Origin of the sequence: Rhodococcus sp. 06-1474-1B (assembly GCF_002258885.1) — a bacterium.
Taxonomy (GTDB): domain Bacteria; phylum Actinomycetota; class Actinomycetes; order Mycobacteriales; family Mycobacteriaceae; genus Rhodococcoides; species Rhodococcoides fascians.
The window spans coordinates 27,738-45,576 of record NZ_NOYR01000016.1 but is presented as its reverse complement, the minus strand read 5'-3'; the positions used below and the strand labels follow the sequence as shown (position 1 = coordinate 45,576).

General features: G+C 64.7%; 18 protein-coding genes. 10 read left to right on the top strand and 8 right to left on the bottom strand.

Going from position 1 to position 17,839, the window contains the following annotated elements; all coding sequences use genetic code 11:
• The first annotated feature begins 108 nt into the window (after positions 1-108).
• Complete coding sequence (locus CH266_RS04755) at positions 109-1,371, top strand: Mur ligase family protein (RefSeq protein WP_094714856.1); 1,263 nt, start codon at positions 109-111, stop codon at positions 1,369-1,371.
• The gene (locus CH266_RS04750; protein ID WP_094714855.1) at positions 1,364-2,074 is read left to right on the top strand and encodes a type 1 glutamine amidotransferase; all 711 of its coding nucleotides are present in this window, start codon (positions 1,364-1,366) and stop codon (positions 2,072-2,074) included. The genes CH266_RS04755 and CH266_RS04750 overlap by 8 nt, the downstream gene beginning before the upstream one ends.
• A gap of 32 nt (positions 2,075-2,106) precedes the next feature.
• Here CH266_RS04750 and CH266_RS04745 read toward each other — a convergent pair whose 3' ends face one another.
• From CH266_RS04745 to CH266_RS04735, 3 genes are all read right to left on the bottom strand, one after another.
• On the bottom strand, positions 2,107-3,114 hold the full coding sequence (locus CH266_RS04745; protein ID WP_094644228.1) for a type IV toxin-antitoxin system AbiEi family antitoxin domain-containing protein: 1,008 nt from the start codon (positions 3,112-3,114) through the stop codon (positions 2,107-2,109).
• A gap of 126 nt (positions 3,115-3,240) precedes the next feature.
• Positions 3,241-3,849: a recombination mediator RecR gene (gene recR, locus CH266_RS04740; protein ID WP_027494532.1), complete on the bottom strand. Its 609-nt coding sequence runs from the start codon at positions 3,847-3,849 to the stop codon at positions 3,241-3,243.
• A 9-nt stretch (positions 3,850-3,858) separates the two neighbouring features.
• Positions 3,859-4,197 (bottom strand): YbaB/EbfC family nucleoid-associated protein, encoded by a 339-nt coding sequence (locus CH266_RS04735; protein ID WP_032395293.1) that lies wholly within the window; start codon positions 4,195-4,197, stop codon positions 3,859-3,861.
• Between the two features lie 132 nt (positions 4,198-4,329).
• Here CH266_RS04735 and CH266_RS04730 point away from each other — a divergent pair, with 132 nt between their 5' ends.
• Positions 4,330-4,980 carry a hypothetical protein gene (locus CH266_RS04730; protein WP_141214495.1) on the top strand — a complete coding sequence of 217 codons (651 nt, stop codon included), beginning with the start codon at positions 4,330-4,332 and terminating at the stop codon, positions 4,978-4,980.
• Here CH266_RS04730 and CH266_RS04725 read toward each other — a convergent pair.
• Positions 4,977-5,411 (bottom strand): SRPBCC family protein, encoded by a 435-nt coding sequence (locus CH266_RS04725; protein ID WP_094714865.1) that lies wholly within the window; start codon positions 5,409-5,411, stop codon positions 4,977-4,979. The two genes, CH266_RS04730 and CH266_RS04725, sit on opposite strands and share 4 nt — an antisense overlap.
• Before the next feature lie 258 nt (positions 5,412-5,669).
• Here CH266_RS04725 and CH266_RS04720 point away from each other — a divergent pair, with 258 nt between their 5' ends.
• Both CH266_RS04720 and CH266_RS04715 read left to right on the top strand, forming a co-directional pair.
• The gene (locus tag CH266_RS04720; RefSeq protein ID WP_176457014.1) at positions 5,670-7,115 is read left to right on the top strand and encodes an FAD-binding oxidoreductase; all 1,446 of its coding nucleotides are present in this window, start codon (positions 5,670-5,672) and stop codon (positions 7,113-7,115) included.
• Positions 7,112-8,428 carry a class I SAM-dependent methyltransferase gene (locus CH266_RS04715; RefSeq protein ID WP_094714853.1) on the top strand — a complete coding sequence of 439 codons (1,317 nt, stop codon included), beginning with the start codon at positions 7,112-7,114 and terminating at the stop codon, positions 8,426-8,428. Before CH266_RS04720 ends, CH266_RS04715 begins: the two co-directional genes overlap by 4 nt.
• 52 nt (positions 8,429-8,480) lie before the next feature.
• Here the strand turns inward: CH266_RS04715 and CH266_RS04710 are convergent, their stop codons facing one another.
• On the bottom strand, positions 8,481-9,263 hold the full coding sequence (locus CH266_RS04710) for an alpha/beta fold hydrolase (RefSeq protein ID WP_057472554.1): 783 nt from the start codon (positions 9,261-9,263) through the stop codon (positions 8,481-8,483).
• 28 nt (positions 9,264-9,291) lie between these two features.
• Positions 9,292-10,224 (bottom strand): oxygenase MpaB family protein, encoded by a 933-nt coding sequence (locus CH266_RS04705; RefSeq protein ID WP_094714852.1) that lies wholly within the window; start codon positions 10,222-10,224, stop codon positions 9,292-9,294.
• Positions 10,225-10,247: 23 nt separating this feature from the next.
• Here CH266_RS04705 and CH266_RS04700 point away from each other — a divergent pair, with 23 nt between their 5' ends.
• From CH266_RS04700 to CH266_RS04690, 3 genes are read left to right on the top strand one after another with little or no spacing between them, the layout of a single operon-like run.
• Positions 10,248-10,817, top strand: a complete 570-nt coding sequence (locus tag CH266_RS04700; protein WP_032369281.1) for a TetR/AcrR family transcriptional regulator — start codon at positions 10,248-10,250, stop codon at positions 10,815-10,817.
• 28 nt (positions 10,818-10,845) lie between these two features.
• On the top strand, positions 10,846-11,106 hold the full coding sequence (locus tag CH266_RS04695; protein WP_032364582.1) for an acyl-CoA-binding protein: 261 nt from the start codon (positions 10,846-10,848) through the stop codon (positions 11,104-11,106).
• Positions 11,107-11,156: 50 nt separating this feature from the next.
• Positions 11,157-13,523, top strand: a complete 2,367-nt coding sequence (locus tag CH266_RS04690) for an FdhF/YdeP family oxidoreductase (protein WP_027494542.1) — start codon at positions 11,157-11,159, stop codon at positions 13,521-13,523.
• Between the two features lie 6 nt (positions 13,524-13,529).
• Here the strand turns inward: CH266_RS04690 and CH266_RS04685 are convergent, their stop codons facing one another.
• The gene (locus tag CH266_RS04685) at positions 13,530-14,204 is read right to left on the bottom strand and encodes a GntR family transcriptional regulator (RefSeq protein WP_048316783.1); all 675 of its coding nucleotides are present in this window, start codon (positions 14,202-14,204) and stop codon (positions 13,530-13,532) included.
• A gap of 102 nt (positions 14,205-14,306) precedes the next feature.
• Between CH266_RS04685 and CH266_RS04680 the strand changes: the two genes are divergently transcribed.
• Together CH266_RS04680 and CH266_RS04675 are read left to right on the top strand one after the other, a co-directional pair.
• Positions 14,307-15,824 carry an aldehyde dehydrogenase family protein gene (locus CH266_RS04680; protein WP_441347037.1) on the top strand — a complete coding sequence of 506 codons (1,518 nt, stop codon included), beginning with the start codon at positions 14,307-14,309 and terminating at the stop codon, positions 15,822-15,824.
• 2 nt (positions 15,825-15,826) lie between these two features.
• Entirely contained in the window at positions 15,827-16,729 is a 903-nt protein-coding gene (locus CH266_RS04675; protein WP_094714850.1) for an oxygenase MpaB family protein, read from the top strand.
• 16 nt (positions 16,730-16,745) lie between these two features.
• Here the strand turns inward: CH266_RS04675 and CH266_RS04670 are convergent, their stop codons facing one another.
• Positions 16,746-17,798 carry an alpha/beta hydrolase gene (locus CH266_RS04670; RefSeq protein ID WP_052055151.1) on the bottom strand — a complete coding sequence of 351 codons (1,053 nt, stop codon included), beginning with the start codon at positions 17,796-17,798 and terminating at the stop codon, positions 16,746-16,748.
• Between the last annotated feature and the right edge of the window lie 41 nt (positions 17,799-17,839).

Genomic DNA, 17,839 nt, shown 5'->3' with positions numbered 1-17,839 from the left:
GGAGCCCGCGGAATGACCCAGGGGTACGGGCGTGGAGCCTGCGGAATGACCGTGGGTTAGCGAGCCGCCGATATGAAACGCCACCCTGTTCTGTGCCAGACTCGGCGAATGGCTGAACTGGGTGAGCGCAGACGTATCGGCGCCCGTGGCCGCGTGGCATTACGCGCGGCGGAGCTGGCGACGTGGGCGTCCCGCAAGGCGGGCCGAGGCAAGGGCTCGATGATCGGTGGTCTGGTCGCGCTCAAGATCGATCCGACCATTCTGGGCGGTCTGGGCCGAGGGCGACGCACCGTCATCGTCACCGGCACCAACGGCAAATCGACTACGACGCGGATGACGGCGGCAGCACTGGCCACTCTCGGCGACGTCGCCACCCAGGCCGACGGAGCCAACATGGATGCCGGCATCGTCGCGGCACTGCACGCTCATTTCGACGCCGAGCTGGCCGCCCTGGAGGTCGACGAGCTCCACGTCCCCCACGTATCCGACGCGGTCGATCCCGCGGCGATCGTGCTGCTGAATCTCAGTCGCGACCAGCTCGACCGCGTCGGCGAGATCAACATGATCGAGCGAGCCCTGCGCGCCGGGTTGGCCCGTCATCCCGACACCGTCGTCATTGCGAACTGCGACGACGTCCTCGTCACCTCGGCGGCGTTCGATGCGCCGAACGTCGTGTGGGTCGCAGCGGGCGGCGGCTGGGCCGGCGACTCCGTCAGTTGCCCGCGTACCGGCGAACCCATCGTCTGGGACGGCGAGCACTGGTACAGCACCGGAAGCAATTTAAAGCGTCCGACGCCGGATTGGTGGCTCGACGACGAGAATCTCTACGGCCCCGATGGGCTCGTTCTGCCGATGACATTGGCGCTGCCCGGAAAGGCCAACCGCGGCAACGCAGCTCAGGCCGTGGCCGCAGCCGTCACTCTCGGCGCAGCACCAGCCGACGCCGTCGCTGCCGCATCGGGAGTCGACGAGGTGGCCGGGCGTTACTCCACCGTCCAGTACGGATCGCATTCCGTCCGAATGCTTCTGGCCAAGAATCCTGCCGGTTGGCAGGAAGCACTGTCGATGATCGATCCCACGTGCGACGGTCTCGTCATCGCCGTCAACGGGCAGGTTCCCGACGGTGAAGACCTGTCGTGGCTGTGGGACGTGCGTTTCGAGCACTTCGAGGACGTCGCCGTCGTCGCGGCCGGTGAACGCGCGACCGACCTGGGCGTCCGCCTGCTGTATGCCGGTTCGCAGCACACCACTATCGCAGATCCGTTGCAGGCCATCGCATCCTGCCCGCCGGGACGCGTCGAGGTGCTGGCCAACTACACCGCGTTCCGCGATCTCGGTCGCGCACTGGCACGGGAGACCAAGGATGTCTGAGTCCACCGTTCGCATCGGCCTCGTTCTGCCCGACGTCATGGGCACCTACGGCGACAACGGCAATGCCCTCGTTCTCCGCCAGCGACTGCGGATGCGAGACATCGACGCCGAGGTCGTGCACATCACGCTCAACGATCCGGTCCCGGATTCGTTGGACGTGTACACCCTTGGTGGAGCCGAGGATTCGGCTCAGCGCCTCGCGACGCGTCACCTCACCCGATACCCGGGCCTGCAGAACGCAGCTGCACGCGGTGTGCCGGTACTCGCTATCTGCGCCGCGATCCAGGTGCTCGGGCACTGGTACGAGACCTCCGCAGGCGAACGCGTCGACGGTATCTCCCTATTCGACGTGACCACCGCGCCCCAGGCCACCCGATCCATCGGTGAAGTCGTCACCGAACCCACGCTCGACGGTCTCACCCAGAAGCTCAGTGGATTCGAGAACCACCGCGGCGGAACGACACTAGGGGCCGACGCCGCACCGCTCGCCAAGGTCACGCACGGGGTGGGCAACGGTGTCGGCGACGGGCGTGAAGGCGTCGTGCAGGGTTCGGTGTTGGGCACGTACATGCATGGGCCGGTACTCGCCCGAAACCCGGAGTTGGCGGACTACCTACTCGAACGGGCGCTGGGCACTACTCTCGCTCCCCTCGACCTCCCCGAGGTCACGCAACTCCGCAGGGAGCGGCTCCGCCGCACGTGAGTGAAACCTCGTAGCCCACTACGATTTTCCACTCACGACGTGCACCGTTCACAGGGGTACGACGAGTCGTTCCATCCCTCTCTGACCAGCACCTCGCGGACTTCGCGGTACACACCGCACGGGTCTTCGGTCACTTCGTGCCAGCCGTACATCAGCCGCGGCAGGTTTCGTAGCTCCGCGGCATTGTCGCGTCGTCGATCGCGAAAACGCCGCTGCTTGGCGGAGTGGAAAGCCTGGCCGTCCAGCCTGACGATGAGGTCGCATATTTCGTAACGAATGTCCTCGAAGAGCTGACGGCCGTCGACGAAGACCGGTGCCTGTCGCTTCCCGGCCGGAAGTCCGTGCGCCTGTTCGACATCGAGCACGTAGCGGTGCTCCAGCGCAGAATGGACTCCGTCGCGCATGAGAGCCAACGTGTGCAGAATCGCCTTCAGGTAGCGCATCGGCCGTCGGACCTCGATCTTGCGCGTCATTGCCGCGACGTTCACGCCGCCCGATGACATCGCTGAAACCAGCGTGATCACCGCCTGCCTCGACGACGGTTCCGCTACTGTCAGATCCAGCACCGTGTCGGCAGCGCTCGTTCGCGCCGGATTCGTCTCGACGCCGATGTGGCTCATGGCTCGGGAACGGTGCACGATCACGCCGGGATGAATTTGTTCATTGCTCTCCGACGTGAAGTTCTGCTTGGCGTGTCGCATTGTCGGCGGCCTGCTGATTGCCGAGCACCCGTAGGGAACGGTGAGATGAACCGGCCCAGAACTGACCCGCCGCCACCCCCACTCCTCAGCGGCGGTGGTGTGGCTGAGCAACGCTCCCCGGCCCGCGAACAACAATGCCGCCGACAGCTGCATCTCACGAGTCAGCGGTCCGTTGGTCACCGATATGACTCCGCGAAACACCCGGAGCCACTGCCCGGTTTCCACACAGTGGTCGATGGAGTCCTTGTTGACCCCGTTCTCGTGCATTTGTTTCGTGGTGATGATTCCGTGCTGATCGTCCAGTAGTCGCTGCCAGGCACCCGCCGGTCTCGTCCTCATGTATCTCAGGATGGCCGGTTTACGGTGACCGCGTCAGAATCTATCCACAGGCTGTGGATAGACGGGGTCGTGAGTGGAAACTCGACCCCTGCTACGAACTTCCACGCACGTGCGGCGAAGCCGCTCTCACATACGACGCCTGCCAGTGAGAGCTCGGCCGAGTGTCAGTTCGTCGGCGAATTCGAGGTCTCCGCCCATCGGCAGGCCGGAGGCGAGACGGGTGATGGCGAGACCGGGGAAATCGCGCATCATCCGGACGAGATACGTCGCCGTTGCTTCGCCCTCGGTGTTGGGGTCGGTGGCAATGATGACCTCGGTGACGTCGACGCCGTCGTCCTGAGTTCCGACGCGGGTCAACAACTCTCGGATGCGCAGCTGGTCGGGGCCCACTCCGTTGAGTGGGTCGAGCGCTCCGCCGAGTACGTGGTATCGGCCTTTGAATTCGCGCGTACGTTCCACGGCCTGAACGTCTTTGGGCTCTTCGACGACGCAGATCATGGACCTGTCACGTCGGGAGTCGGCGCAGATTCGGCACAGTTCCTTGTCCGATACGGTCCCGCAGACGATGCAGAACTGCACGCCGTCGCGGATGCGCTGCAGCGCGCGCATGAGGCGATCGACCTCGGGCGGCTCGACGGCCAGGAGGTGAAACGCTATGCGCTGAGCGCTCTTCGGACCGACTCCGGGAAACTTTCCCAGCTCGTCGATCAGATCCTGTACGGGACCTTCGTACACTCGTCTCGCCTAGAAGCCGGGTAGTCCGAGGGAGCCGCCGCCGAGGCCGCCTGCGAGGGGGCCGAGCTTCTCGCTCGCTACGTTCTGCGCTGCCTTCGACGCGTCGGCGATGGCACCGATCACCAGGTCCTGCAGTGTCTCGACGTCGTCGGGATCGACGACCTTGGGGTCGATGGTCAGTCCGACCACTTCGCCCGTTCCCTTGACGGTCGCCACGACGAGTCCGCCGCCGGCCTGGCCGGTGACCTCGGTTTCGGCGATCTCCGCCTGTGCCGCCATCAGTTGCTGCTGCATCTGCTGAGCCTGCTGCAGAATCGAGGCCATGTCGGGCTGTTCACCGGGTTGCACTGTGCCGTCCTCTCGCGTGGGTCGAAGCAACCTCCAGCGTAGTCGCACGGTGTCGGACGACGTTCGACCGCACGATCGGGTTCGACACTCGGCTGACGTTCCGTCAGTTCCGAGCCCACGTAGCCTGAGGCCATGAACGCGCCGGCGAGCTCGACCCCTCGCAAGCGTCGAGTGACTCCCGAAACCATGGCCGAGGCGGGCATCGCCCTGACGCTGCCCAAGGTGACGGTGAAGTCGGTCGCCGACGCGCTGGGCGTGTCGATAGTCGCGATCTACAACAACATCGACGGTCCGGCCGCGCTCAAGGCCCTGGTCGCCGAGGAGATCCTGCGACGGTGGTCGCCGCCGCTCCCCGGAGACGACGAGTCGATGCACGACGCGTTGCTGGGACTCTCGTCCGCACTGCGGGTGCTCGTACTCGAGAACCCGGGCATCGCCGAGTACCTGATCGGACTGACTCCCAGTTCCGTCGACGCGCTGCGCATGGCCGACACCGTGCAGACCCGATATCGAGTGCGCTACGAACTGACTTCCAAGCAGGCGACGTGGGCCGTCATCACCGTCAGCGAACATGCACTGGCGTTGGCGCAGATGGTGTACGACGCCGATCGCCGCGACCGTGAGTACGACGACGCGATCGCGGCGCGCACCGACCTCGACACCCTTCCGGGGGCCTACGACACGATCGACCGTGGACCCGACGGGATGTTTTTATGGTCGATGCGCGCCGTGGTGGTCGGCACGTTGGCGTTGATCGAGGAGCCGGATTTCGAGCGGGTCTAGATCAACTCGCGGCGCAGGTTGTCGAGGGTCGCGGCCTGGATCTTCTTCAATCCGAGGGGCGCGAACGTCTTCTCGAAGAATCCGCCGATTCCTCCGGCACCCGTCCACTCGGTCGTCGTGGTGACGACGGTGCCGTTGCCTTCGGAGACAACGGTCCAGGTGGTGACCATGGAGGAGTTGGCGTCGCGTTCGGTGATGGTCGAGCCGGAGACCGTGACGGAGGCGCTCACGTTGCGCACTCGCTTCTCGGTGGCCTGCAGGGTCCATTCGGCCACGGTGCCGTCGCCTTGTCCGCCCTGCACCACCCGGTAGTCGCGATACTGCTCGGGAAGGATGCGGGGCCGCACGGTTTCGTAGTCGGCGAGCGCGGCGAGCACCTGATCGGGTGTGGTGGCGATGGTGGCGGAACTGGATGCGCTGACCTGAGCCACGAGAACGTTCTCCTTCGAGTCGATTGGGGTTGCGTTCTCCATCCTGCCTCGCGTCGCTCCCGATGTCGGCACTGCCGCCGAGAGTGTGTGAGGTGGTTCACATACGATCAATTGTCATCGAAAAACACATGCATGATGCAACCATTTGTCCGAATGGTTCTGTTTGAGCCGGCCGATTCGACAACAGTTGCGTGAAGTTTCACCGGACCGTCGGCAGCTTCGGTGGATACCGAGCAGTACGAGATATAGCGTCTACTCGTGGCTTCAGTGAATGCTCTTCTCGGACGACGGCCAGAACCGAGGGAGAGCGGTTACGCAGCGCATCGGTCGGGTGTCGAGAAGTTGCTTCGCAGCTATCGCGCAATACCGACCGACGCGACGGTGCGTCTGGCTAAGAAGACGTCCAACCTGTTTCGGGCCAGGACGACCTCGAAGACGCCGGGACTCGACGTCTCGGGATTGAGCAAGGTCGTCACCGTCGATGCCGCGGCTCGCACCGCCGACGTGGCGGGGATGTGCACGTACGAGGATCTGGTCGACGCGACGCTGCCCTACGGCCTCGCCCCTCTCGTCGTTCCGCAGCTCAAAACGATCACTCTCGGCGGCGCGGTCACCGGACTCGGCATCGAGTCGACGTCGTTCCGCAGCGGGCTTCCGCACGAGTCGGTACTCGAGATCGACGTCCTCACCGGTAGCGGTGAGATCCTCACGGCAACACCCGAGGGCGAGCACGCGGACCTGTACTGGGGCTTTCCCAACTCGTACGGCACTCTCGGCTACTCGACGCGGCTGAAGATCGAACTCGAGCCGGTACTTCCGTTCGTTGCCCTGCGCCACTTGCGATTCCACGATCTGGACGCGCTTCAAACGACGATGGGCACCATCGTCGCTCGGCGTGAGTACGACGGCATCGAAGTTCAGTACCTGGACGGCGTCGTCTTCAGCGCCGACGAAAGCTACCTCACTCTCGGGGTCCAGACCGATGAGCCCGGCCCCGTCAGCGACTACACCGGTGCCGACATCTTCTACCGTTCGATCCAGCATTCGTCGGACACTCCGAAGACCGATCGGCTCACCATCCACGATTACCTATGGCGGTGGGATACCGACTGGTTCTGGTGCTCGCGTGCGTTCGGAACCCAGAACCCCCGGATCCGACGCTTCTGGCCGCGCAAGTACCGGCGCAGCAGCTTCTACTGGAAGTTGATCGGCCTCGATCGCAAGTACGACATCGCCGATCGACTCGAGAAGCGCAAGGGAAATCCGCCGCGCGAACGCGTCGTACAGGACGTCGAGGTTCCCATCGAACACACCGCCGGATTCGTACGCTGGTTTCTCGACGAGATTCCGATCGAGCCGTTGTGGTTGTGCCCCTTGCGTCTTCGCGAACCGGCCGCCCCCGGAGCCGATCCGTCCAGGCCGTGGCCGCTGTACCCGCTCGAGCCCAAGCGCACCTACGTCAACATCGGCTTCTGGTCGTCGGTGCCGATCGTGCCCGGTCGACCCGAGGGTGCCGCGAACCGCGCCATCGAGAAGAAGGTCACCGAGTTCGAGGGGCATAAATCGCTGTACTCGGACGCTTACTACACCGAGGATCAATTCGCCGTTCTCTACGGCGGCGAGAAATACAGAGAACTGAAGAAGAAATACGATCCCGAATCCCGATTGCTGGATTTGTACTCGAAGGCGGTGCAGCGCAAATGACGACGTTCAAGGACTCCGGCAATCGCACGGTGAACGGGCCACAGAAACTCAAGATCTCCGAGATCCTCGAGCTGATCTCCGACGGCAACATTCCCCTGCGTTTCACCGCGTACGACGGCAGCGTGGCCGGCCCCGAGGATGCCAAGATCGGCCTCAACCTCAAGAGCCCACGCGGAACTACCTATCTCGCAACAGCTCCCGGCGATCTTGGCATGGCCCGCGCCTATGTCTCCGGCGACCTGGAGGCCACCGGTGTTCATCCCGGTGATCCCTACGAACTGCTCGCGCTGATGGGCGACGAGCTCCATTTCCGCCGCCCGTCGGCCATGACCTTGACCTCGATCGCTCGGTCGCTCGGCTGGGACGTGCTGCGTCCCATCGCTCCTCCGCCCCAGGAGGCGATTCCGCGGTGGCGTCGCATCGCCGAAGGTCTGCGGCATTCCAAGACACGCGATGCCGAAGCGATCCACCACCACTACGACGTGTCCAACAGGTTCTACGAGATGGTCCTCGGTCCCTCGATGACCTACACGTGTGCGGCATTCGAGAACGTCGAGCAGTCTCTGGAGGCCGCGCAGGAGAACAAGTATCGGTTGGTGTTCGACAAACTGGGTCTGCAGCCCGGTGATCGCCTGCTCGACATCGGATGCGGCTGGGGTTCGATGGTGCGCTACGCAGCGCGACGCGGAGTTCAGGTCATCGGTGTGACTCTCTCGCAGGAGCAGGCCTCGTGGGCGCAGAAGGCCATCGAAGACGAGGGTCTCGCGGACCTCGCCGAGGTTCGCTTCTCCGATTACCGCGACGTGCCCGAGACGAATTTCGACGCGATCTCGTCGATCGGGCTGACCGAGCACATCGGTGTCGGCAACTACCCGGCGTACTTCACGTTCATCCAGTCCAAGCTGCGTGACGGTGGTCGACTGCTGAACCACTCGATCACCCGGCCCGACAACCGCGCGCACGCCAAGGCAGGCAGCTTCATCGACCGGTACGTCTTTCCCGACGGGGAACTCACCGGATCGGGTCGCATCATCACCGAGATCCAGGACGTCGGCCTCGAGGTCCGGCACGAGGAGAACCTGCGCGAGCACTATGCGCTGACCCTCGCCGGGTGGTGCCAGAACCTGGTGGACAACTGGGATGCGTGCGTCGCCGAGGCCGGCGAGGGAACAGCCCGTGTCTGGGGCCTCTACATGGCCGGGTCCCGTCTGGGATTCGAGCGCAATGTCGTTCAGCTGCACCAGGTTCTAGCGGTCAAGCTGGGACCGAAAGGTCAAGCCGACGTACCTCTGCGTCCGTGGTGGAACTGCTGAGCCTTGTGAGTGGAACTTCGTAGCAGGCTACGAGGTTCCACTCACATGGGTTTTATCTCCCGGTCGCCCGCAGGATGACTCGGGCGGTTTCGGTCGGCTGGTCCCAGTGCGGGAAGTGTCCGCATTTGTCGAACCAGTGCAGGGTGGCGTCGGGAAAACGCTGCATCGCCACCTCTGCCTGGCTGGGCGTCGTCACCTTGTCCTGACGGCCCCAGCCGATGAGCAGCGACCCCTGCAGGGAACCTTTCGGGGCACCCTGCTGCTTGGGCCCGTGGATCAGTGCCTTGCGAGCGGCGTCGAGCGAGGGTGAAGTCTTGGCAGAGAAGCCCTTCAGCTCCCGTTCGACCAGTCCGCTCGGCAATTTCCACGGCGCGGCCGAGAACTGCGCCAGTGCAGCGGTTCTGGTGATCGGGTTCCCGGCCAGGAAGGGCACCAGCGGTTGCGCCCGCTTCATCAACGCCAGCGATGCGGTGATGGTCGCCCCGAACACCTTGACCTGACGGTCGTTCCAGAAGCCGCCCGGATCGAGGGCCACCATCGACCCCCGGTGACCCCGTCGGGCCAGCTCGACGACCATCCGCGCGCCCATCGAGCTGCCGACGAGATCGGCGTCGGACAATCCCTCGCTGTCGAGGTACGCGCGCAGGGCATCGGTCAACGACGCGATGGACACGTCGGCCAGCGGCGGTGTCCGTCCGAACCCGGGGAGATCGAGGGCGATGACCTCGCGGTGCTCCGCGAGTGCCGGGACGATCGGATCCCAGTTGCGGTACGAGGACCCGAGCCCGTGGACGAGGACCAGCGGCGACCCGCTGCCAGTTCTGACGTTGTACATACCCGCGTCGTACCCGGAGACCGGAAACTTACACTTTCGGGCTGTAGTGCGACGGGTGCGAGCGACGCTGCGCCGGCGGCAGATTGCGGGCGGGCGTGTGCGCCAGAGGAGCCGATGCCGGCCTGCGGCCCGCGACGCGATCCCAGCCGGCCCGGGCGCGCGGATGGAGTCGGCGACGACGCGGCACCAGCCCGAACGCCAGGTTCACTGCCCTGCCGAACAGTGCGAACCGTCGTGCATCGCGCTCCGACCAGGTGTATCCCAGTAGCTCGCGGACGGGCGGGTCGTAGAGCCCGACGGTGATCCAGACGAACAACGATGCGACCGGGCGGCGCAGTACTGCCCACAGTCGTTCCGGTAGCCAGGACGCGTACGGAGGTGGTCCGAGCGCGGACAGATCCAGTACTCCGCGTGCGGCCATGTTGTCCTCCAACACGTTTCGGCACATGTGATCCCAGTACCTCTGGAATTCGCTCCAGGTCTCGGGCACCGATCGCATGCTCATCCCGTAGAGCCGGTACCACTGCACGTGCTCGTCGAACAGTGTCTGCTTCTGATCCTCGGTGAGTCCGCCCATGAAGTTGTCCGCCGTGAGAACCGTGCCCATGAAGAACGTCGCGTGTGCCCAGTAGAAGGTGTCGGGATCGAGGGCGTGGTACGTGCGCCCTTTCGAGTCGATTCCCTTGATGTCGTTGTGGTAGCTGCGAACCTGGTGGGCGGTCTCCTCGGCGCGGTCGCCGTCGAACACCACTCCCCCGATCGGATACAGGGAGCGGTAGAGCCGCTGCCATCGCTCGTCGAAGAACGTCGAATGCTGTTCGACGCCCGCTCCGAGGCCCGGGTGCATGTTCTGCATCGACCCCGCCCACACGCCCTGCAGCATCCCGCGCCAGTCACCGAAGTACTTCCAGGTGAGCGAGTCGGGACCGAGTGGGACGGGTCGATCGAACTGACTACGCATGTTGTCAAAGTAGCCTCGACAACATGCGTAGTCAACAGTTGGAAGAGCGCAGATCCAAGCGATACGACGCGCTGCTCGATGCGGGGATCGAACTCCTCGGCGCGCAGGAGGGACCTGCGGTCAACGTGCGCGCCGTGTGCCGCGCAGCCGGACTCACCGAGCGCTACTTCTACGAGAGCTTCACCGATCGCGACACGTTCGTTCGCGCGGTCTACGCCTGGGTAGGGGCCCGAGCGCAGGAAGCCCTGGAGAACGTCGTCGCCGGAGCATCACCGGAGGACGCCGTGGCCGCGCCCGTCCGGGCGTTCGTCGAAATCGTCGTCGACGAGCCTCGGATGGGACGAGTGCTGCTGATCGCTCCGTTGGCCGAACCTGCGCTGAGCCGACGCGGACTCGACCTGCTGCCCGGGTTCGTCGAACTGGTTCGTGCCCGGCTACCCGAGTCCGCCGACCGGCAGCTCGTCGCCGTCGGAACCGTCGGCGCGCTGACGGCTCTGTTCATCGGTTTTCTGGACGGCACCCTCGACGCCACTCGCGACGCTCTCGTCGCGCACTGTATTCGCATCCTCGAGCAGGCCGCCGTGCAAGGATGACGGCACCTACAGCCGAAGGAGCTCGTTCATGTCCGATCTCGACCAGTCGTTCGCCGATGCGCAGGTTGACGTCAAGAAGCTCACGTCCAAGCCGAGCAACGACGATCTGCTGCGCCTGTACTCGCTCTTCAAGCAAGGTTCGATCGGAGACGTGACGGGTAAGCGTCCCGGACGGCTGGACATGGTGAATCGGGCGAAGTTCGATGCATGGGCGAAGCTCGAAGGTACGAGCCAGGATTCAGCGAAACAGCAGTACGTGGATTTGGTGACCGCGCTCCTCGCCGGCTGAGCCTTCGGGCTATTGTCGGTTTTCGGGGGTAACGCAACGAAGGGACCCGCATGAGACGCACCGACAGCGACGTCGACGAGGCCGAGCTCGATATCGAGAAGCCGAAAACCCATGCGGCAGGTGCCACCGCCGTCGCGGTGTCGATGAAGCGCGCGCTGGGACACATGGGTCCCAAGCGCACCGCGCAGACGCTCCTCAAGCTGAACCAGGCCGAGGGCTTCGACTGCATGAGCTGCGCGTGGCCCGATCCCGATCCGGGTCATCGGCACGCCGCCGAGTTCTGCGAGAACGGTGCCAAGGCCGTCGCCGAGGAGGCGACGACGACGCGAGCCACTCCGGAGTTCTTCGCGCAGCACAGCATTGCCGAGCTCGATGCGCACACCGAACACTGGCTGGGTCAGCAGGGCCGCATCACGCATCCGATGATCAAGCTCCCCGGCGGTAGCCACTACGAGCCCATCGAATGGGACGATGCGTTCCGTCTGATCGGCGACGAGTTGAAGAGCCTGGCCAGCCCGGACGAGGCCATCTTCTACACCTCGGGTCGTGCGTCCAACGAGTCCGCGTTCATCTACCAGTTGTTCGCTCGGTCGTTCGGCACCAACAACATGCCCGACTGCTCCAACATGTGTCACGAGTCGACGTCCATCGCGCTGCAGGAATCCATCGGCATCGGCAAGGCCAGCGTCACGCTCGACGACGTTCACAACGCCGAACTCATCATCCTGGCCGGCCAGAATCCCGGCACGAATCACCCGCGCATGCTCTCCGCCCTCGAGCTGGCGAAGCAGAACGGCGCAAAGATTCTGTCCATCAATCCCCTTCGCGAAGCGGGACTGCTGAACTTCAAGAACCCTCAGACCCCGCGCGGCATGGTCGGTCCCGGTACCGATCTGTCGGATCTGCACCTGCCGATCAAGCTGAACGGCGACCTCGCTCTGTTCCAGGCCCTCGGGGCGCTGTTGGTGAAGTGGGACGCCCTTGATCACGAGTTCCTCGGCGAGTACACCGTCGGATTCGACGAGTGGAAGGCACACGTTGCCGAGGTCGATTTCGATCTCGTCACCGAGGTCACCGGCCTGTCGATGCAGCAGATCACCGAGGCCGCCGAGATGCTGCGCGACTCCAAGGCCACCGTCTTCTGCTGGGCGATGGGTCTGACGCAGCATCGCAATGCCGTCGCCACCATCAAGGAAGTCACCAATCTCGCGTTCGCGCAAGGAAACATCGGTAAGGCCGGTGCCGGTTTGCTTCCCGTCCGTGGCCACTCGAACGTGCAGGGCGACCGAACGATGGGCATCTGGGAGCGCCCTCCGGTGGCCTTCCTCGACGCCATGGCGGCGGAGTTCGACTTCGAGCCGCCCCGTGAGCACGGCTTGGACACCGTCGACTCGATCCGCGCCATGCGCGACGGCAAGGCCCATTTCTTCCTCGGCCTCGGCGGCAACTTCGTACAGGCGACGCCCGACAGCGACGTCACGTTCGAGGCGCTGCGCAAGATGCGCATGACCGTGCAGATCTCGACGAAGATCAACCGTTCGCATCTCGTCTGCGGCGAGACCGCTCTCATTCTGCCGACCCTCGGACGCACCGAGAAGGACGTGCAAGCCAGTGGTGAGCAATGGATTTCGGTGGAAGACTCCACCTGCTCGGTGCACTCGTCACGAGGACCGCTGAAGCCCGCGAGCCCGTACCTGCGCTCGGAGGTCGCGATCGTCAGCGGAATCGCCGAGGCGACACTCGGCGACCGATACGGTCTCGACTGGAAGGGTTTCCGCGACGACTACCGCAACATTCGCACGCACATCTCGCGCGTCGTCGCCGGTTGCGAAGGGTACGAGGTCAATGTTCGACGCCCCGGCGGCTTCGTCCTTCCGCATCCCCCTCGCGACAGCAGGACGTTCGAAACCAAGAGCGGGAAGGGCGAATTCGCCGTCTCGCCGATCGACGTGCTGCAGGTTCCGCCCGGCCATCTGATTCTGCAGACGTTGCGCAGCCACGATCAGTTCAACACGACGATCTACGGCCTCAGCGATCGCTACCGCGGAATCGAGAACGGCCGACGCGTCATCTTCGTGCACCGAGAAGACATCTCGACGCTCGGCTTCCGCGACGGCGACATGGTAGATCTCGTCACCAAGTGGGACGACGACGACGTGGAACGGTGCGCGCCGTCGTTCCGCATCGTCGAGTACGACACCCCGCGTGGGTCGGCTGCTGCGTACTACCCCGAGACCAATCCGCTGATTCCGTTGGATTCGACTGCGCTGCAGAGCAACTGCCCTACCTCGAAGTCGGTGATCATCTCGATGGTTCCGGCGGGAACAGGAGCGCAGGGCACGTCGAACGGTCATCAGGACAACGAGGGTTCGGACGAGGGACACAAGTCGCACCCCCAGCCGCATCACCTGAGCTGAGCGAACTCAGCTGAACGATCGAACCAGGGTCGCTGCGTCGGTGAACTGATGTCGCATCAGTTCACCGGCGGCCCGGTGATCGGCTCGACGCATCGCCTCGATCAATTCCTCGTGGCCGCGTACCGCCCGTCGTCCCCAGTCGGTGTCGGACGCATGTAAATGCGTCGGGGTGTACTTGACGGCACCGAGCAGAAACCACGCCAACGTGGTGCCGCCTGCGATCTTGTTGATGGCGCGGTGAAACTCGAACTCGCACCGTTCGACGGCATCGGCGTCGGCGCGTGTCACGGCGTCGCGTAGATCGTCGTTGAGGGTGGTCAACTGCTGGAGATGCTCCGCCGTCACCCGGCGGGATGCGCGCTCGGCCAGGGCCGCGGCGATCGTGCCCTGCAACCAGAAGATGTCGTCGATGTCCTGCTGTGTCAGTTCGACGACGCGATAGCCCCGATGCGGGACCGATTCGAGCAGCCCTTCGCCGCGCAACGACACCAGCGCCTCGCGTACCGGGGTGGCACTGACTCCCAACTCGGCTGCGGTCTCGTCGATGCGGACGAACGTCCCCGGCTTCAGTGCACCGGCGACGATCCTTCGGCGGATGCTCACGGCGACGTCCTCGGACAACTGCGGTCGTCGCAGAATCGGCTGTTTCGACGACGCCGTGCGCGTGAGATCGAGGCTCATTCCACATCTCCTGCACAGCGGGGCGGCGGGGGTTGTTGCAACGGTGACGGACGCATAGTGTGTCCTGGACAACATTGAATCACATCAAATATATGTGATGCGATCTGCTGGAGGATAGAGCCCGTGACGGACCAGATCGAACGAACGAACGAGAGCACCTTCGAAAGCCTCGATCCCAGAACGGGTCTCGCACTCGCCACGTACCCGATCGCCGACGCCGCCGAGGTCGAGATCGCCGTGGCCCGCGCCCGCTCGGCCGCCCGGTGGTGGGACGCGCAGGGATTCGAGGGCCGCAAGCGGTGGCTCCTCGAATTCAAGACCGCGATCGCCCGCGACGCCGCGAGCCTTGCCGCCGTCATCGCCGCCGAAACCGGCAAGCCGGACGAGGACTCCTTGCTGGAAGTCATGTTGGGCGTCGAACACATCGATTGGGCGGCGCGCCACGCCGGCAAGACCCTGAAACAGCGCAGGGTCGGATCGGGTCTGCTCGCCATCAACCAGAAGGCCTACGTCAGCTACCGCCCGTTCGGCGTCGTCGGCGTCATCGGGCCGTGGAACTACCCGCTCTACACGCCGATGGGGTCGATCGCGTACGCCCTCGCCGCAGGCAACACCGTCGTCTTCAAGCCCAGCGAACTCACTCCGGGTGTCGGCGTCTGGTTGGCCGAGAAGTGGCAGTCGCTCGCCGCTCCCCACCCGGTGTTCCAGACGATCACCGGCGACGGTTCCACCGGCACTGCCCTGGTCGAAGCCCGCGTCGACAAGATCGCGTTCACCGGCTCGACCGCGACGGCCAAGAAAGTCATGGCCACGTGCGCGAAGTCGTTGACGCCGCTGATCGCCGAGTGCGGCGGTAAGGACGCGATGCTCGTCGACGCCGACGCCGATATCTCTGCGGCCGTGGAGTTCGCGACGTTCGGCGCGATGGGCAATGCCGGACAGACCTGCGCCGGAGTCGAACGTATCTACGTCGCCGCCCCGGTGTACGACCGGTTCGTCGCCGAATTCACCAGGGCAGTCAAGGAATTGAAGCCCGGTGGATCGAAGACCTCGTCCTACGGCCCGATGACGCTGGGCAAGCAGAGCGACATCGTCCGCGCCCAGATCGAGGATGCGTTGGCCAAGGGCGGCACCGCATTGGTGGGAGGTCTCGACTCACTGCACGGGCCGTACATCGACCCCGTCGTCCTCACCGACGTTCCCGAGGATTCGACCGCGATCACCGAGGAGACGTTCGGGCCCACCGTCGTCGTCAACAAGGTCCGCGACCTGGACGAGGCCATCGCCCGTGCCAACGCGTCCTCCTACGGTCTGGGTGCATCGGTGTTCACCAAGGACACCGCGGTCGGACGACGCGCCGCCGAGAAGCTCGATTGTGGTGTCGTGACGGTCAATTCGGTGCTGGGCTTCGCCGGCGTCCCGGCCCTACCGTTCGGCGGAACGGGCGACTCGGGCTTCGGGCGCATCCACGGCGACGACGGTCTTCGTGAATTCAGCACCGTCAAATCACTGACCGTGCAGGGCTTCGCGGCACCGATCGATCTGCTGACGATGAAGCGCAAAGCCCGGAACATGAAGCTCTCGGTGCTGGCGCTCAAACTTCGCCACGGACGAGGCTGACCATGGACATCGCGCCGGGTCGGGGTCGATACGGGTGGTTGCGCCACGTCGAGGAACTCGACCCGGTCCGCGACTGTCACACCATTCACCGGATCACCGCGGGGTACGAGTTCCCCTGGGATTATCAGCGGGCCCTCGAATTCGCCTTGTTCCGAACGTATTGCGTGCCGACGATCTCCGCTCTGCTGGCCCGGACCGGCGAGTTCGAGAAGCGACCGCAGAAGCGGTACGACGACACCTCGCTGCTGATGTCGGAAATGGTCGAACACGGATACGACTCCGAACGAGGTCGCGAATCGTTGCGGACGGTCAATCGAATGCACGCGCAGTACGACATCTGCAACGACGACATGCTGTACGTGCTCACGACGTTCATCTACGAGCCCATCGAATGGATCGACACCTACGGGTGGCGTCGCCTGCATCCCCACGAGCGGCTCGCGACCTTCCACTTCTACAGCGAAGTGGGTAAACGCATGGGCATCAAAGACATTCCGGAGTCGTACACCGAGTTCGCACAGTTCAAGCTCGATTACGAAGAACGCACGTTCCGCTTCAGCGAGGACAACCGCCGCATCGGCACCTACACCCTCGATCTCTACTGCTCGTGGTTTCCCGCCGCACTCACCCCGGCCGTCCGGCAGGGCGTGTTCGCGTTGCTCGACGATCGGATGGCGAACGCATTCGGCTTCCCCGCCGGCTCACCCACGCTGGAACGGGCCGCGGTGCGGGCGCTGCGGACCAAGGCCCGCGTGGAGCGCTTCCTGCCCACGAGAAAACACTCACGCACGACGGCCGACGCAGGCAACAAGACCTACCCCGGCTATCCCGTCGGGTACAGCCCGAAAGATCTGGGCACCCAGGCCGCATCACCGATTCGCGGTTGTCCGGTAGCGACGACGTAACTGCCAACTCGACGGGTCAGAGTCCGTCCACCCACCGACCGAACGCATCGCGAAACTCCCCCGAGAGCGGCAGCGGCGCCAGGGCGGTGTTCGGATCGGCGGGCAGCGGGCCGAGCTCGCCCAGCATGTGCGAGCTGTTGGCGAAGTGCGCGAAGTGGAGGTCGGTGTGGCCCAGGGCCACTCGCACGTTCTCGACCTGGCCGCAGGACACGTTCAGATCCTTGTCCGAGCAGGTCAGGAACGAGGAGTACGAGTCCGGCAGCGCGGCAGCCAGATCCGCCGGGTCCGTGGCATCCGCTTCACGCAGGAAGGTGGCGCTCTGCCGCAGTCCCAGACCGTCGACGATCGGGTCGGGCTCCGCGGACAGCGGTCGTCCCGCGCGAATATCGGCGACGGCCTGCGCGAAGCGATCCCGCGACGACGCGGCCTGCTCCTCGGTGAACTGGCCGACCGCCACGGCCTCGCCGATGTTGCGATCGACCTGCGCGGTCAGCAGATCCAGGTAGCGGATCGACAACGGCTCGAGCAGACCGACATGGGTGAACGCCGCGCTGTCGGCATCAGCAAGGCGCAGTGCCGTCAGTGCACCCTCGCTGTGCCCGATCACCGACGTGCGATCCGCCCCGACACCGGTGCGCTGCTGTAGGAAAGCCAGTGCGTCCGCAGCATTGTCGACCTGCGCATCGAAACCGGGCGGGTTGTTCGGATCCACCCCGGCCAGCCCGGTGCGGCCGCTCCCGAGCTTGTCGAAACGCAGGCTGGCAATACCGCGTCGGGACAGCTCGTCGGCGACGTATGTGGTCGTGTTCAGCTGCAGATCACCCGAGTTCCCGTTGCGATCGGTCGGCCCGCTGCCCGGCAGCACCAATGCCACGCCGCGGGTGTCGCCGACCGGCATGCGAAGGCTGCCGTAGAAGGTGATGCCACCGGACTCGAAGCTGACCTCCGAATCGAGCGCGTCGTCGGGTGACCACGGAACGTTGATCGGAGCAGCGGCCGCGGTACCCGCGCCGACGAGCAGGAGCATCGACGCGGCCAGTCCGGCCAGCAGTCCTCGGGTGCGCATCATGCCGCCAGAATAACAATCCGACCGACCGTTCGGATATGGGT

What these genes read in the sequence shown, in the direction of transcription:
- CH266_RS04755 (WP_094714856.1), top strand. Translation starts at nt 109, where the DNA reads ATGGCTGAACTGGGTGAGCGCAGACGTATCGGCGCCCGTGGCCGCGTG.
- CH266_RS04750 (WP_094714855.1), top strand. Translation starts at nt 1,364, where the DNA reads ATGTCTGAGTCCACCGTTCGCATCGGCCTCGTTCTGCCCGACGTCATG.
- CH266_RS04745 (WP_094644228.1), bottom strand. Translation starts at nt 3,114, where the DNA reads ATGAGGACGAGACCGGCGGGTGCCTGGCAGCGACTACTGGACGATCAG.
- CH266_RS04730 (WP_141214495.1), top strand. Translation starts at nt 4,330, where the DNA reads ATGAACGCGCCGGCGAGCTCGACCCCTCGCAAGCGTCGAGTGACTCCC.
- CH266_RS04715 (WP_094714853.1), top strand. Translation starts at nt 7,112, where the DNA reads ATGACGACGTTCAAGGACTCCGGCAATCGCACGGTGAACGGGCCACAG.
- CH266_RS04710 (WP_057472554.1), bottom strand. Translation starts at nt 9,263, where the DNA reads ATGTACAACGTCAGAACTGGCAGCGGGTCGCCGCTGGTCCTCGTCCAC.
- CH266_RS04705 (WP_094714852.1), bottom strand. Translation starts at nt 10,224, where the DNA reads ATGCGTAGTCAGTTCGATCGACCCGTCCCACTCGGTCCCGACTCGCTC.
- CH266_RS04700 (WP_032369281.1), top strand. Translation starts at nt 10,248, where the DNA reads ATGCGTAGTCAACAGTTGGAAGAGCGCAGATCCAAGCGATACGACGCG.
- CH266_RS04695 (WP_032364582.1), top strand. Translation starts at nt 10,846, where the DNA reads ATGTCCGATCTCGACCAGTCGTTCGCCGATGCGCAGGTTGACGTCAAG.
- CH266_RS04690 (WP_027494542.1), top strand. Translation starts at nt 11,157, where the DNA reads ATGAGACGCACCGACAGCGACGTCGACGAGGCCGAGCTCGATATCGAG.
- CH266_RS04685 (WP_048316783.1), bottom strand. Translation starts at nt 14,204, where the DNA reads ATGAGCCTCGATCTCACGCGCACGGCGTCGTCGAAACAGCCGATTCTG.
- CH266_RS04675 (WP_094714850.1), top strand. Translation starts at nt 15,827, where the DNA reads ATGGACATCGCGCCGGGTCGGGGTCGATACGGGTGGTTGCGCCACGTC.
- CH266_RS04670 (WP_052055151.1), bottom strand. Translation starts at nt 17,798, where the DNA reads ATGATGCGCACCCGAGGACTGCTGGCCGGACTGGCCGCGTCGATGCTC.